The organism is Bacillus sp. OxB-1, from assembly GCF_000829195.1.
GTDB lineage: Bacteria > Bacillota > Bacilli > Bacillales_A > Planococcaceae > Sporosarcina.
Genome location: NZ_AP013294.1, coordinates 1,670,116 through 1,685,530 on the forward strand (window position 1 = coordinate 1,670,116; position 15,415 = coordinate 1,685,530).

11 protein-coding genes are annotated in these 15,415 nt (G+C 48.4%); all 11 read left to right on the forward strand.

The window, feature by feature from the left end:
* Positions 1-772: 772 nt before the first annotated feature.
* A complete protein-coding gene (gene ilvD / locus OXB_RS08275) occupies positions 773-2,440 on the forward strand; it encodes a dihydroxy-acid dehydratase (RefSeq protein ID WP_041073364.1) in 1,668 nt (555 codons plus the stop codon).
* A gap of 406 nt (positions 2,441-2,846) precedes the next feature.
* Entirely contained in the window at positions 2,847-4,571 is a 1,725-nt protein-coding gene (gene ilvB, locus OXB_RS08280) for an acetolactate synthase large subunit (protein WP_442852904.1), read from the forward strand.
* Complete coding sequence (ilvN, locus tag OXB_RS08285; protein ID WP_041073366.1) at positions 4,568-5,089, forward strand: acetolactate synthase small subunit; 522 nt, start codon at positions 4,568-4,570, stop codon at positions 5,087-5,089. The genes ilvB and ilvN overlap by 4 nt, the downstream gene beginning before the upstream one ends.
* Positions 5,090-5,121: 32 nt before the next feature.
* Positions 5,122-6,156: a ketol-acid reductoisomerase gene (gene ilvC / locus OXB_RS08290; RefSeq protein ID WP_041073368.1), complete on the forward strand. Its 1,035-nt coding sequence runs from the start codon at positions 5,122-5,124 to the stop codon at positions 6,154-6,156.
* Entirely contained in the window at positions 6,143-7,681 is a 1,539-nt protein-coding gene (locus tag OXB_RS08295) for a 2-isopropylmalate synthase (RefSeq protein ID WP_041073370.1), read from the forward strand. The genes ilvC and OXB_RS08295 overlap by 14 nt, the downstream gene beginning before the upstream one ends.
* Positions 7,682-7,832: 151 nt before the next feature.
* Positions 7,833-8,933: a 3-isopropylmalate dehydrogenase gene (gene leuB, locus OXB_RS08300; protein ID WP_041073372.1), complete on the forward strand. Its 1,101-nt coding sequence runs from the start codon at positions 7,833-7,835 to the stop codon at positions 8,931-8,933.
* A gap of 15 nt (positions 8,934-8,948) precedes the next feature.
* Positions 8,949-10,358, forward strand: a complete 1,410-nt coding sequence (leuC, locus tag OXB_RS08305; RefSeq protein WP_041073374.1) for a 3-isopropylmalate dehydratase large subunit — start codon at positions 8,949-8,951, stop codon at positions 10,356-10,358.
* 18 nt (positions 10,359-10,376) lie between these two features.
* Positions 10,377-10,961 carry a 3-isopropylmalate dehydratase small subunit gene (gene leuD / locus OXB_RS08310; protein WP_041073376.1) on the forward strand — a complete coding sequence of 195 codons (585 nt, stop codon included), beginning with the start codon at positions 10,377-10,379 and terminating at the stop codon, positions 10,959-10,961.
* A 390-nt stretch (positions 10,962-11,351) separates the two neighbouring features.
* Complete coding sequence (locus OXB_RS08315; protein WP_041073378.1) at positions 11,352-12,284, forward strand: hypothetical protein; 933 nt, start codon at positions 11,352-11,354, stop codon at positions 12,282-12,284.
* Between the two features lie 67 nt (positions 12,285-12,351).
* Positions 12,352-12,765 carry a hypothetical protein gene (locus OXB_RS08320; protein ID WP_041073380.1) on the forward strand — a complete coding sequence of 138 codons (414 nt, stop codon included), beginning with the start codon at positions 12,352-12,354 and terminating at the stop codon, positions 12,763-12,765.
* A gap of 216 nt (positions 12,766-12,981) precedes the next feature.
* Positions 12,982-15,249: an S-layer homology domain-containing protein gene (locus OXB_RS08325; protein ID WP_231860376.1), complete on the forward strand. Its 2,268-nt coding sequence runs from the start codon at positions 12,982-12,984 to the stop codon at positions 15,247-15,249.
* Positions 15,250-15,415: the final 166 nt, after the last annotated feature.

The window sequence follows — 15,415 nt, forward strand, 5'->3', positions numbered from 1 at the left end:
GTGTAATCGGGTCAGATACATCTTGCGTAGATTGCATAAGTTTGCAAATTGGTTTGGGTTCTTTCTATATAATATGCACAATGCTGCAAGGGAGGGGGAGTGTGTTTTGAAGTTTTGTGAAGTGATGTTGACCGGTTGAGGCGTTTTGAAGTTTCTTGGGAACGTGTTGAGGAGAGGCGGGAGTGTTTTGAAGTTGCTTTGAAACGTTGTGGAGTTATGTCGGGATGTTTCTTTATTCGGAGAAAACGTTATGAGGTGAGGGGAATGTTTCGAGGTTTCTTGAAAACGTTTGAGGGTTGCCCAGGAATATTGGGAGATTTCCTTGAAACGTTTCGACGTTCCGGGGAAGTGTTGTGAGGTGCAAGAAACAATGCGAATCTGGTCAGGATTGTTTTGAAGTTTCTTTAAACTATCGTGAAGTAAGGTTGCATTGATTATTTCTTGAATGTTCGTCAACCCCTATAAGTGAAGCGCGTCATTTAATCGAAGAGATACCTTCTAAGAGAATCATGAAGTGGGCAAAATCTAGAGAAATAATAATAAAACTTTCGAATTGTGAAGGAATTCGTAACCTGCGATATATTGCATATGTAAGCGTTCCCACTCATAATCTTATATTCATAGTTGCCCAACTATTTAAAAAAACCCTGTTGACTACTGAACTTATCCGCGATATGATAGCAACAATCCAAATCAGTTCGTGACGCAGTTCACATAATTGATTGAATGCCAGATACTCGAATTATGAGTCATTGATGAGGAGAGAGAGCAATTGAGAAGTGACATGATAAAAAAGGGTGTCGACCGGGCACCACATAGAAGTTTGCTCTATGCGACTGGCGTAAAGACGAAAGATTTAGAAAAACCCTTTATCGGTGTTTGTAACTCTTATATCGATATTATTCCAGGACATAAGCATCTGAATAAATTCGCTGAAATTGTAAAGGAAGCCATTTGGGAAGCAGGCGGCGTCCCGTTCGAGTTCAACACGATCGGTGTAGATGACGGCATTGCCATGGGTCATATCGGAATGCGATATTCCCTGCCAAGCCGGGAGTTGATTGCCGACTCTGCGGAAACTGTCATAAACGCCCACTGGTTTGACGGCGTGTTCTACATACCGAACTGTGACAAAATCACTCCAGGAATGCTCATGGCGGCAGTCCGGACGAACGTTCCCTCCATCTTCGTATCAGGCGGACCGATGGAAGCGGGGGTTTCCTCCACAGGAGCCCAACTTTCACTTACTTCCGTGTTCGAGGGTGTCGGAGCTTATAAATCAGGTAAAATGACAGCTGAAGAATTGCTGGATATCGAGAACAATGCGTGTCCGACTTGCGGATCGTGCTCCGGGATGTTCACCGCAAACTCCATGAACTGCTTGATGGAAATGCTAGGTGTTGCGTTGCCAGGAAACGGCACGATCGTAGCTACATCCGATGAACGCCATAAGTTGATCAAAGAAGCTGCAAAACACTTGGTCCGCATGGTTAAAGAAGATGTGAAACCTCGTGACATCATTACAAAACAAGCGATTGATGACGCATTTGCACTTGACATGGCGATGGGTGGATCGACCAATACCGTCCTCCATACATTGGCTATTGCTCACGAAGCGGAAATCGATTACCATGTTGAAGATATCAACGTAGTTGCTGAGCGTGTGCCATACTTGGCGAAAATCATGCCAGCTTCCGATGTCTCGATGGACGATGTATTCAAAGCAGGTGGCGTCAGTGCCATCATCAATGAACTTACAAAAATCCCAGGTGCGATCCATCCGGACCGGATTACCGTAACAGGTAAGACGATCGGTGAAGACGTACAGGATTACCATATTACAAATGATCAGGTAATTCGCACAAAAGATAATCCGCACAGTCCGGTCGGCGGTCTTTCCGTACTTTTCGGTAATATCGCTCCCGATGGCGGAGTCATCAAAGTTGGTGCGGTCGACCCGTCCATCAAGCAATTCCGTGGGAAAGCAATCGTGTTCGAATCCCAGGAAGCTGCACAAGAGAACATCGACAACGGTACGGTCCAGGAAGGCCATGTAGTCGTCATTCGCTATGAAGGCCCGAAAGGCGGACCGGGAATGCCTGAAATGCTGGCACCGACATCCGCTATCCAAGGTCGTGGGTTAGGGACGAAAGTGGCCCTCATCACAGACGGCCGATTCTCCGGCGCTTCCCGCGGCATCTCGGTCGGGCATATTTCACCGGAAGCGGCAGAAGGCGGACCGATTGCATTGGTTCAGAACGATGACATCATCAATATCGATTTGACGAACCGCACAATCGAATTGGAAGTGTCGGATGAAGAGCTCGACAAACGGAGAGCTTCTCTACAGCCGTTCACACCGAAGATTAAAAAAGGATACCTTGCCAGATACTCTGCGTTGGTGACATCAGCAAGTACAGGCGGAGTCATGAAAATCTAAAAATTTTAATATAGCTAAATCATTGATGAGGATAAAGCAGATGGAACCTTGTATTTCCAGAGAGCCGGTATTGGTGGAAGCCGGTATTACAACCATTTGCGACATCACCTCGGAGAGGGTTGTTGAGGTTTCGACGTGTAGGCAGCCCCGGGCGTGGATTTTGTTCCGTGCTCGTTATGACCGAATAGACCGTGTCTATTCATGAGGCAGCGATTTTGCTGCGAACAAGGGTGGTACCATGAAAAGCTTTTTCATCCCTATGTGAAGAACAGATTTCTTTGCGTGGGCTGAAAAAGCTTTTTTAATTCAAACAGTTGCATTGCCAAAATAAATAATATCCGGAACAAGGAGGAGTTCATCAATGAGTGCGAGTGCTCAAATGAAACAAGCTGAAATGGAAGAGGCCATGGAAATTGTACAGGAACAACCGAAACAGCAATCAAATGAACCATTGGATGGATCCGCTGTTTTAATTCAGGCGTTAAAGGATCAAGGCGTCGAAATCATCTTTGGATACCCTGGAGGGGCCGTACTTCCGATTTATGATGCACTCTATAAAAATCCGATCAGCCACGTGTTGGCGCGTCACGAACAAGGTGCCATCCATGCGGCCGAAGGGTATGCACGGGTTACCGGACAGCCGGGCGTTGTCATTGCGACTTCCGGTCCGGGGGCGACGAACTTGGTCACAGGCATCACGGATGCGATGATGGATTCCCTTCCGCTCGTTGTCTTCACCGGGCAAGTGGCGAATACGGTCATCGGGACGGACGCTTTCCAAGAGGCGGATATTATCGGGATCACACAACCGATCACCAAACATAACTACCAAGTGAATGATGTTTCGGAACTTCCGCGCATCATCAAAGAGGCGTTCCACATCGCTTCTACCGGAAGACCAGGCCCAGTCGTTGTCGATATTCCGAAAAACATCGCAACGAATACATTCAAGCCAGCTCCGGATTGGAACGGCGAAGTGAATCTGCCGGGGTATCAGCCGACGACTTCCCCGAATTATCTGCAAATACAGAAAGCGGCACAAGCGATTTCCGAAGCGAAGAAGCCGTTGATCTTGGCAGGAGCGGGTATCCTGCATGCACAAGGCATGGATGAGCTGAAAGCATTCATTGAAAAGCATCATATCCCTGTAACGAATACGCTTCTTGGCTTAGGCAGCATCCGGGGAGATCATGAATTATTCCTTGGCATGGCAGGGATGCACGGAACGGTTACATCGAACATCGCTTTGAGCGAATGTGATGTTCTTGTCAATATCGGAGCGCGCTTCGATGATCGTCTGACCGGAAACCTGGATAGCTTCGCACCAAATGCGAGAGTAATCCATATCGATATTGACCCGGCAGAGATCGGGAAGAACGTTCCGACGGAAATTCCGATTGTTGCAGATGCAAAAGAAGCTTTGAAAGCCCTGCTGGACCAATCCTTCCAATCGCCGGACACAGCCGATTGGCTTGAGTACCTGAAGGGATTGACCGAACAATATCCGCTTTGGTACGTGGAAGATGAGAACGAGTTACTGCCGCAACAAGCAATAGAGATCATCCATCGCATTACAGAGGGAGATGCCATCGTCACAACAGACGTCGGCCAGCACCAAATGTGGGCAGCGCAATATTATCCACTGAACAATCCGGACCATTGGGTGACATCCGGCGGTCTCGGAACGATGGGATTCGGATTCCCGGCTGCTATCGGAGCGCAGCTTGCCAAACCGGAAAAGCGCGTCGTTTCCATCGTGGGCGATGCAGGTTTCCAAATGACGGCACAGGAACTGTCCCTTTTGCAAGAACTGCGGATTCCGGTGAAAGTCGTCATCTTGAACAACGGCGCACTCGGCATGGTACGTCAATGGCAAGAAACGTTTTACGAAGAGCGCTACTCCCAGTCTTTGATTCCGGTGCAGCCGGACTTCCTGAAATTGGCGGAAGCATATGACATCAAAGGATACCGCATCACTTCATTCGAAGAAGCGGAGCAAATCTTCAAAGAGGCACTTCTATCCGACGAACCGGTATTGATCGATTGCCGCGTTAAACAGATGGAAAACGTCTATCCAATGGTAGCTCCAGGCAAAGGATTAAATGAAATGATCGGGGTGAGCAAGGGATGAAACGAGTCATTACGGTAACAGTCATCAATCAGAGCGGAGTGTTGAACCGGGTGACCGGGCTTCTCATGAAGCGGCAATTCAACATCGAAAGCATCACGGTCGGCCATACGGAACAACCGGGCATGTCTAAAATGACATTCATCGTACATGTGGAAGACGAGCGGAAAATCGAACAGCTCGTCAAACAGTTGCAAAAGCAAATCGACGTCATCAAGGTGAACGACATCACAGACAAAGCAATCGTCCTACGGGAGCTTGCCCTCGTGAAAGTCGTCTCGCCGCCTCATATGAGAAGTGAGATGAACAGCGTCATCGAGCCGTTCCGGGCTACGATCATCGACTCCGGGAAAAACGTCGTCACATACCAAGTGACCGGGACGACCGACAAAGTCGAGGCGTTCATTGAACTCCTGAAGCCTTATGGCATCAAGGAATTGACGCGTACCGGCGCTACAGCGTTCGTCCGCGAACAACAGAAAAATCAAAGTCAGGCACCACAGTTATCAATTTTAAAATAAAAAAACAATCGACCTTACAGGAGGAAATGACAATGACTACAATGTACTATAACCAGGATATCAATGAAGGACTATTACAGGATAAAACAATCGCAATCATCGGCTACGGTTCACAAGGCCACGCACACGCACAAAACTTGAACGACTCCGGCTTCAACGTAATCGTCGGCGTCCGTGAAGGGAAATCCTTCGACCAAGCGAAGCAAGACGGCTTGAAAGTGGCAACTGTGAAAGAAGCGGCAGAACAAGCGGACTTGATCATGATCCTTCTTCCAGATGAAAGACAAAAGAAAGTATACGAAGAAGAAATCGCGCCTGCTTTGAAAGCTGGAAAATCACTCGTATTCGCACACGGCTTCAACGTACACTTCGGACAAATCAAACCACCTGCTGATGTGGACGTATTCCTAGTCGCACCAAAAGGTCCTGGACACCTCGTACGCAGAACGTTCGAGGCAGGCGCAGGGGTTCCAGCATTGTTCGCAATCTACCAAGACGTTTCGGGCCAAGCGAAAGACGTAGCGCTTGCTTACGCAAAAGGAATCGGCTCCGCTCGCGGTGGAGTTCTTGAAACGACATTCGAAGAAGAAACTGTTACGGACCTATTCGGTGAGCAAGCAGTACTTTGCGGCGGCTTGACTGCCCTTGTCAAAGCCGGATTCGAAACACTCGTCGAAGCTGGGTACCAACCGGAACTTGCTTATTTTGAAACATTGCATGAAGTGAAACTGATCGTTGACTTGATGTATGAAGGCGGTATGGCAGGAATGCGCTACTCCGTTTCTGACACAGCTGAATGGGGCGACTTCGTTTCCGGTCCACGCGTAGTCGATGCAGACACGAAAGCACGCATGAAAGATATTCTAACTGATATCCAATCCGGTAAATTTGCGAAAGAATGGATTGAAGAAAACGAAAATGGCCGTCCAAAATTCAATGCAATTGAAGCAGCGGAAGCAGAGCACCAAATCGAGAAAGTGGGTCAAAAACTACGTTCCATGATGCCGTTCATCAGTGAAGGTGCAAAATCTAAAGAGGAAGAAGTGGTGGCTAGTGCGAAAAATTGACATCTTTGACACAACGTTACGAGATGGAGAACAATCCGCCGGCATTAATCTGAATACGGCGGAGAAATTGGAAATCGCACGCCAACTTGAAAGATTCGGGGCGACTATTATCGAAGCAGGGTTTCCTGCTTCGTCCCCCGGTGATTTCGAAGCGGTTCAGCAGATTGCCAATACGGTGAAAAACTCAACAGTGACAGGTCTGGCACGTGCGATGAAGCATGATATCGATCGATCGTGGGAAGCACTTCGCGGTGCCGAACAGCCCCATCTACATGTCTTCCTTGCCACCTCGCCGATCCATATGGAATACAAACTGCAAAAAACGCCGGACCAAGTTGTGGAAGCGGCTGTGGAAGCAGTGAAATATGCACGTAAATTCTTTCCGCTCGTGCAATGGTCTGCGGAAGATGGATTCCGTTCAGATCGGGAATTCCTCGTTCGTATCATTAATGAAGTGATCAAAGCAGGAGCAACGACGATCAATATTCCGGATACCGTCGGTTATGCGACGCCGCAAGAATACGGTGACTTGTTCCGTTATTTGAAAGAGAACGTGACAGGAGTCGAAAAAGTGAAGCTATCTGCACATTGCCATGACGATCTTGGAATGGCGGTAGCCAACTCGATTGCAGCTATCCAGAACGGTGCCGATCAAGTCGAAGGGACGATCAACGGAATCGGGGAGCGTGCAGGAAATGCAGCGCTAGAGGAAATTGCGGTAGCTCTTCATATCCGCAAAGACTTTTACAACTTGGAAACTGGCATCAACTTGAAAGAAATCAAACGCACAAGCCAGCTCGTAAGCCAATTGACAGGGGTCGTCATCCAGCCGAACAAAGCGGTTGTCGGGAAAAACGCGTTTGCGCATGAATCGGGCATCCACCAGGACGGTTATTTGAAAAATCGTGAAACATACGAAATCATTACGCCGGAACTTATCGGTGAAACGACTGCACCACTTGCTCTTGGCAAACATTCGGGACGCCACGCATTCAAAGACCGGGCCATTACGATGGGCTTTGATTTAAGCGACGAAAAATTGAATGAAGCATTCGTGGAATTCAAGAAATTAGCGGACCGGAAGAAAGAAATTACGGAAGATGATTTGTTCGTACTCTTCACAGAACGTCAAATCAACCACTCGGATATGCCGATTTACAAATTGGAGAACGTCCAAGTTCAATACGGTACAGCAAATGTGCCGACTGCCACTGTAACAGCGGTCGTCCCGAGCGGAGTGACCGAAACGGTTGCCTCGACAGGTTCCGGATCAGTGGAAGCGATTTTCAACACGCTGGAAAAATTGGTCAATGGTAAGGTCCATATTCTGGATTATCGAGTCACTTCCATCGGAAAAGGTCGCGACGCACTCGGTGATGCGGTCGTCAACTTGAGCTTCAATGGGGAAACATTCACAGGACGCGACGTCGCCCAAGACGTATTGCAAGCATCCGCTAAGGCGTATTTGAACGCCATCAATCGAAAACTGATCAAAGATAAAGTTCTTGCAGTCGAGACTGTCTGAAGAACGGGCTATTTTTTTAACAAAGACTGATATATTGCATACTGTCTATTGCATAATGGTGGTCAATGGAAAATCAGGAGCCATACGTGAGAATCGTAAAGGGATTTTATAAAAATTAGGGGAATTTATAAAAACAAGGAGGAGAAGTATTATGGAGAAAAAGATCGCCGTACTACCAGGTGACGGAATCGGTCCGGAAGTTACAGAGGCAGCAGTAAAAGTGTTGGAGGTCGTCGGCAGACGCTTCGGCCATACATTCACATTTGAACATGGAGCAATCGGCGGGGAAGCGGTGGACCGTTTTCAAAACCCGCTGCCCGAAGAAACAGTTGCAGTTTGTGAAGCGAGTGATGCAATCCTTCTCGGTGCAGTCGGTGGTCCGAAATGGGAGCAAAATCCGGCAGAACTGCGTCCGGAAAGAGGATTGCTGGCCATCCGTAAACGTTTCGACCTGTTTGCCAACCTTCGTCCTGTCAACGCCGTTCCTTCTTTGCTCCATGCTTCCCCTTTGAAAGAAGAAGTGGCAAAAGACGTCGATATGCTCATCGTTCGTGAATTGACAAGCGGAATCTACTTCGGCGAACCGAGCCGCTACACCGAAAAATCAGGGATCGATACATTGCTATACACGCGTGAAGAAATCGAGCGGATTGTCGAAAAGGCGTTTGAACTAGCAAGGTTGCGCCGCGGGAAAGTCGCTTCCGTCGATAAGGCGAATGTATTGGCCACAAGTAAACTATGGCGTGAAGTGGTGGATGAAAAGAAGAAGAGTTATCCAGATATCGAAGTGGAGCATATGCTCGTCGATTCTACGGCGATGAAATTGATCACAAACCCTGCGGCATTCGACGTCATCTTGACAGAGAACATGTTCGGCGACATTTTAAGTGATGAAGCATCCGTCATTACAGGTTCCCTAGGCGTATTGCCATCCGCGAGCGTCCGGAGCGACGGTTTCGGATTGTATGAGCCGGTTCACGGGACGGCACCTGAAATTGCAGGTCAAGGATTGGCGAATCCGGCTGCTGCAATCCTATCTGCCGCGATGATGCTGAAATATTCATTCGGCATGGAAACGGAAGCAGCCGCTATTGAGAAAGCGGTCAATACTGTATTCGAAGATGGACATTTCACAGCAGATCTTGCAACGGATGGCGCGCGAGCCCTTTCCACAGCAGACTGGACAGCGAAAGTCGTTGATGAGCTGGATTTGCAATTCGTTTCAAATAGCATCATGTATTCATACGTGTGAAAGGAGAAGAGACATATGGCAAAGAACATTATCGAAAAAATATGGAATCAGCATGTCGTGTACGAAGAAGAAGGGAAGCCCGACTTGCTCTACATCGACCTTCATCTTATACATGAAGTGACTTCTCCCCAGGCGTTTGAAGGATTGAGACTGGCAAATCGTAAGGTCCGACGACCGGATTTGAGCTTCGCAACGATGGACCATAATGTTCCGACACGCAATCGGGACGAAATCAAAGATCCGATTGCCCGGAATCAAATCAACACCCTTCAAAAGAACTGCGATGAGTTCGGCATTCCGCTTGCGAATATGGACCACCCGGACCAAGGGATCGTCCATATCATTGGGCCGGAACTTGGCTTGACCCAACCAGGAAAGACAATTGTCTGCGGGGATAGTCACACATCCACGCACGGTGCATTCGGAGCGATTGCATTCGGCATCGGAACGAGTGAAGTGGAACACGTCCTGTCGACGCAAACACTTTGGCAAAACAAACCGAAAACGATGGAAATCCGCATCAACGGGAAACTCGGTTTCGGTGTAACAGCAAAAGACGTTATCCTGGCGATCATCGCAAAATTCGGGATTGATATGGGAACCGGACACATCGTGGAATATACGGGAGAAGCGATCCGCGGTATGACGATGGAAGAACGGATGACCATTTGCAATATGTCCATCGAGGCGGGTGCGAAAGCAGGTTTGATTAGCCCGGATGAAACGACGATCAATTACTTAAAAGGCCGCCGTTATGTGCCGAAAGGCGAGGCTTTCGAAGAAGCCGCAGCGAAATGGCTATCTTTGGCGACGGATGAAGGAGCGACCTATGATCAAGTGGTCGAAATTGATGCTGACGAAATCGAACCTTTCGTCACATGGGGCACAAACCCGTCAATGGGATCGGGCATCTCATCCCACGTTCCATTCGCCTCCGATTTCGAAGAGCAATCCGATAAAGACGCATTGCGCAAAGCATTGGAGTATATGGGGCTGGAAGAAGGAATGCCGCTGACAGACATCAAAGTGCAGCATGTCTTTATCGGTTCTTGTACGAATGCCCGCCTAAGCGACCTGCGTGCAGCGGCGAACGTCATTGAAGGGAAGAAAGTCGATTCATCCGTGACGGCGATTGTCGTTCCGGGATCCCATGCGGTGAAAAAGAAAGCGGAAGAAGAAGGACTCGACAAAATCTTCTTGGATGCCGGCTTCGAATGGCGCGAGTCGGGCTGCAGCATGTGCCTTGCGATGAACGATGATGTCGTGCCGGCCGGAGAGCGTTGTGCGTCCACGTCCAACCGGAACTTCGAAGGACGGCAAGGGGCCGGTTCACGCACACATTTGATGAGCCCGGCTATGGCAGCGGCGTCCGCGATTGCAGGCCGCTTCGTCGATGTCAGAGAAATGCAATCCGTCGAGGCGTAATGAGGGGAGGAAGTTTAGATGAAACCGATCAATGAAGTAGTGAGTGTCATTACACCACTTGACCATAAAAATGTCGATACCGACCAAATCATTTCGAAAGAGTTCCTGAAGCGAATCGAGCGTACAGGATTCGGACAGTACTTATTCTACCACTGGCGATTCAATGCCGATGGATCGGTACGGGAAGATTTCGTATTGAACGATGAACGTTTCAAAGAATCCAAAATCCTCGTCGCCCACGATAACTTCGGCTGCGGCTCCTCCCGGGAACACGCGCCATGGGCCATCTTGGACTACGGCTTTCAAGTTGTCATCGCGCCGAGTTTCGCGGACATTTTCCATAATAACTGTATGAAAAACGGCATTCTGCCGATCAAGTTGAGCGTCTCAGAGGTCGAAGAGTTACTAGCGAATGGGCAAAAAGAACCATACGCAGTCGAAGTGAATCTCGAACAGCAGACTGTCAAAGGCCAGGACGGCAAAACGTATTCATTCGACATCGATCCATATTACAAGCAAATGCTGTTGAACGGTTGGGACGAAATTTCATTGACTTTCCAATACGAAGAGCATATTGCCAACTATGAAGAGCAACATGCGTGAGTGCATGGGAACGCCTTACTCGCCGGGATATCGGTGGGTGAGGCGGTTTTTTTATTGTTGGGAATCTTGGGCGTATGCGAGTTTTGCGGCAGGGTGTGAGAGTTGGGACGCAGGGTGTGAGAGTTTGTGTTTAGGGTGTGCGGGTTTCCCGAAGGTGTCACAGTTTTATTGCCGGGTGTGAGAGCTTGGGGGGGGAGGTGTGCCAGTTTGAGTTAAGGGTGTACGAGTTATCCGAGGGTTTCTGGGCGTGTGAGTTCACGTTGAGGATCTGTGAGTTTCCCGAAAACGTTCCAGTTAAAAGGGAGTAACATTTCGTTTCTCCTTCGATTCGTGTATAATGGAAATAATACAAAGTTAGGCAATAAGACTCAAATCAAAAGAGGTGTGCGTATGTTTGTGTCAGCACTGAACGACCGCCAGACGTTTTCAATGAAAGTCCGAGACGCTGGCAGCACTTCAGAGGAAGCGTGGCGCAGTGTGTGGGGGAAGGAAGCGGCAGCGGTGAATCCGTTGGCAGTTGTGAACCAAGGGCGCAATTCAGTGATTCTGGAAGCCATTCAGAAAAATGATTGGACGGATTACCATAACTTCCAAGCTAAGCAACATCCGGCTTGGTACGATAAAGTGGACGGCGAATTTAAGCCGAATAAAGTATACTATGGAAATTTGATAGATTCGCAGCATCGCTCTTTACAAGAGGCGCTGGGCAGCAAGGATGAAGCGGAAATTGCAAAACGGAAGGCGCGTCTGGAAGAATCGATTGCCGATTTCAAGAATGCCCCTGGTGAAGTGCCGCATGTCATGGCGTTCGCCACTTATCCGGAACTTGCAGCAGAGCATGGCATCGGGAAACCGTCCTCGGATTGGTATAATTCGCCTTACAATAATGCGTTGGTTGCCTCCCAAGGAAGGTTTCAGGATGAATATTGGTACGAAAATGCGTATTTCATTGATCATCCGAAAGAACTGACATTTGCCTTGGAGGCTGTCCAGGAATTTCGTCCTGAGATTGCTGGAATCGCGGCCAAATTGAACGCGGGTGCGTATGAGCGGAGTGTGTCTTCCACAACGTTTGCTGCGGAAGCGACAAAATCGATAGCCCGTGCGGTCATCGAAGAAACGGTGGAGGGGAGCATCCCGCAGCGCGAAAATCCCGTCAATCCGGAACCGGTTTCCTCCCCAGTCGGAAAAGCTTTCAAAGTTCCCGATTTTCCTACGGTGGGACAGGCTGTATTCAAAGAGCGGACTATGGATCCTATGCAAGATTTCTTGATGGATCAACTTTCGCGGAATGCAGAACAACGAAAATACCAATTAGTGTGAGCCTTGCAGCTCGCACTTTTTTTTGTTAGGATGAAACATATTCTGGAACAAGGGAGGGGACCTCATCATGAAAAGGTCGATCATCTTCGCAACATTGTTAGGGTCAGCTCTTTTACTAGGAGCCTGTGGAGACAAAGAAACGAAAGAAGAGCCCGCAGCGGAAACAGAAACAGAGGTAACGGAAAACACCATGACGGAGCAAGGGGCTGTCGATAAATCGGACACGGCCAAGTCGGATGATGAATTGAAAGAGGAGTTCGGCAAGGAAGAAGGCGTGTCCAGTGTCAGCATCATCGTCACAGAGGATGCGGGCGGTTATGTCCTAGTAGACTTTACCGTCGGGGATGAAATGAAGGAAGAGCAGGCCCAAAAATTGGCCAATCAGTTTGCCGAGAAAATCAAAGAAAAATACGAAGAGTACAAGATTGATGTACAAGCACGCAAACACGGCGAAACGTTTGCCCAAAAAACAATAGAATGATGATTGGAGCCCCTTCCTGTTTTCCGGGAGGGGTTTGTCTTGATTTCACCGCGTTAGGTGATGAAATTTTATTTTCGGGGAAGCATATGTCATTATACCCGCTGAATCGCTCCGGGCGTAATTCCAAATATGGAAGCAATTACACCGAGGCAATTGCTTCGGGAAGTATGTTATCATAAATATAAAATTGACTTTGGAAAAGGGGGAATAGAAGCAGTGATCACGAAAAGGAAACCGGGCAACTTGCTCAGGGCGGGCGGCCTTTCCATCGCCTTGGCGTTTTTCGGTTTTGGGACAGGGGCGGCAAGCGCCAACCCGATTGATCCTAGTTTTTCCGACGTACATAATGAGTTCTGGGCAAAGGATGAAGTGACCCAGCTAGTTGATTTGAATATCATTAATGGTTATCCGGACAAGCAGTTCCGGCCCAGCTTGGAAGTGAGTCGTGGACAGGCTGCGAACTTGATGACGAACGCGCTCGGCTTGCCGGAAACTCCATATCAACCGATTTTCAAGGATGTCAGCTCGAGATCATCCCATTTGAAAGGCGCTATGGCTACATATGGAGCAGGGATTTTCCTCGGAAAGGAAGACGGGACGTTCGGCGTTGGTGATTATTTGACCCGTGAACAGATGGCGACCGTCATTGTGCGTGCATTTGATTTGGAAGACACGGGCGACGACATCACGTTCAAAGATGATTATCGGATTAGCGAATCCCATAAAGAAGGAGTCAAGGTGCTTGCGCAACATGGTATTACGACAGGGAAGGAAGACGGGACATTCGATCCGAAAACACCCGTCAATCGGGCTACTTATGTCGTATTCCTTCATCGGGCGATGGTGCAAAAAGGGTTGATCGAAGAAAAGCCGGCGACGGTTTTCAAATCAGCCGAAGTCTTGGGAGATTATAAAACGGTCCGGCACGAACAGCAATTTACGGAAGTGCCATTGTCTCCATCAAGCAAGACATATTTACGTTCGAATTATTATTTGCAATTGATCAGCGAGAAAAAAGTGCCGCATCCGCATGCGACCGATATCGTTTATACATATGCGGTAGGCGGACATTCGCCGGCAAAGGTCAAGTTGACGAAACGGGAATTGCCGAATGGCGACTATTTCTTATTCACCGAACTGCGGAATCCACAGCGGTTGCCGTTGACGATCGACTTGATTCAGACGGAGGGCGGTTTGCAGAAAACGGTGCTTCATAAATATGACCAGCACCAGATTAAAAAAGATGTGGATGATACATTTGGTTTCGACTTGACGACGTACCCGACTGGTATCTTGGAGAAAATCGGGACAGATGGAAAAACGGAGCAACGGATGATCGGCAAAGCCTATCGATCCCAAGAGTTGACGCAGTCCTATCCGAACGGGGCGGAAAGTCATACGAGAGAGCTGTATGAAGAGACGGAAGCGTTCAGCGGCGTCAAACTCGGCGATACCCAATTATCGGTCTATCGTCTGCATTCCCGCGGGCATGACATTGTCGACCAATGGTTCCTCTCTTCCGAAGACCGGTTGTTTGCGGAACGGAAGAACATGGAGTCCTGGATGTGGGAATCGGCCACTTACTATAAAAAGCGGAATAAATGGTATACAGCAGAAGGGCCTTTCAATAAAATGGCCACCACAATCGAACCGATGCCGAAATCGGGAAGAGGGTACGGCCGAAACCTTCTTCTTGTGAAAGAGGATCGGGTGATGCTGCTGTACGACCAAACGAAAGAACGCTATTTCGAGGATTTGCTATACAATTCATTCACCAATTTGGATATTTTCCGCGGCAAGTCGACGTATTGGGAAACGGAAGTGACGAGCACATATTTGAAAAATCTATATGGTTTCACGGCTCCTTTCGTCGATACACGTTTCAACGAACAGATTGCTCTGTTCCTATATAACGGAGGAAAGGCGTTCGGCCATTCGGATTATAATGTCGGGCTGAAAAACTATGCGGATCTCCTCGTTTCACAAAAGGGGAAAGGCAATATTATTTCCGTCGACAAAGATTCTTATTACATTTCGGATTATTTCCCATCGAAGCAAAAAATGAGGACCCATACATCGATGAACCATTTGCTGGGGGGAATGAACATTCTGTTGCTCGCCTATGAGGAATTTGGCGATCCGGTCTATTTACAGACCGCGACGAGCATCCAATCCGCAATCGTGAAAGACGAAAAGAAATGGATCCGCCCGGACGGGGATATCTGGTATAAGGTAGACCCGGACCATACGTTTGTCGGGCGCGACTACACGCATTTGACATTGGAGGATTTGATCCATTCATATGAAAAGTGGGCTGCTATCGACGAATCCAAATTGCCGGTCTTCGAGCGGATGATCCGTTCCAAGGCGAAATACTTGGATAGCAATGAAAAAGGCTACACGACAAAAATCAAAGCCGGCCTCGAACGCATCGGCATGCCGGAACTGCTTCCGGCGGGTATCGAGCACACGGACGCGCTCTAATAGGGAAGAAACGTCCTTTCATCGGAAAATTCGGTGGAGGACGTTTTTTTGTTTTCTTAGGATTGTTGGGCTAATCGTTGGGGAGTGGCAGCGGTGGGAAAGGGATATCAGCGTTTGGGAGGAAGAATCAGCAGTTGTCGCGAGTTATCAGCGCTTAGAAGAAAAT

Bases quoted from the DNA above. Each gene is read 5' to 3' on its own strand.
- ilvB (WP_442852904.1), top strand. From the start codon at position 2,847: ATGGAAATTGTACAGGAACAACCGAAACAGCAATCAAATGAACCATTG.
- ilvN (WP_041073366.1), top strand. From the start codon at position 4,568: ATGAAACGAGTCATTACGGTAACAGTCATCAATCAGAGCGGAGTGTTG.
- ilvC (WP_041073368.1), top strand. From the start codon at position 5,122: ATGACTACAATGTACTATAACCAGGATATCAATGAAGGACTATTACAG.
- leuB (WP_041073372.1), top strand. From the start codon at position 7,833: ATGGAGAAAAAGATCGCCGTACTACCAGGTGACGGAATCGGTCCGGAA.
- leuC (WP_041073374.1), top strand. From the start codon at position 8,949: ATGGCAAAGAACATTATCGAAAAAATATGGAATCAGCATGTCGTGTAC.
- leuD (WP_041073376.1), top strand. From the start codon at position 10,377: ATGAAACCGATCAATGAAGTAGTGAGTGTCATTACACCACTTGACCAT.
- OXB_RS08315 (WP_041073378.1), top strand. From the start codon at position 11,352: ATGTTTGTGTCAGCACTGAACGACCGCCAGACGTTTTCAATGAAAGTC.
- OXB_RS08320 (WP_041073380.1), top strand. From the start codon at position 12,352: ATGAAAAGGTCGATCATCTTCGCAACATTGTTAGGGTCAGCTCTTTTA.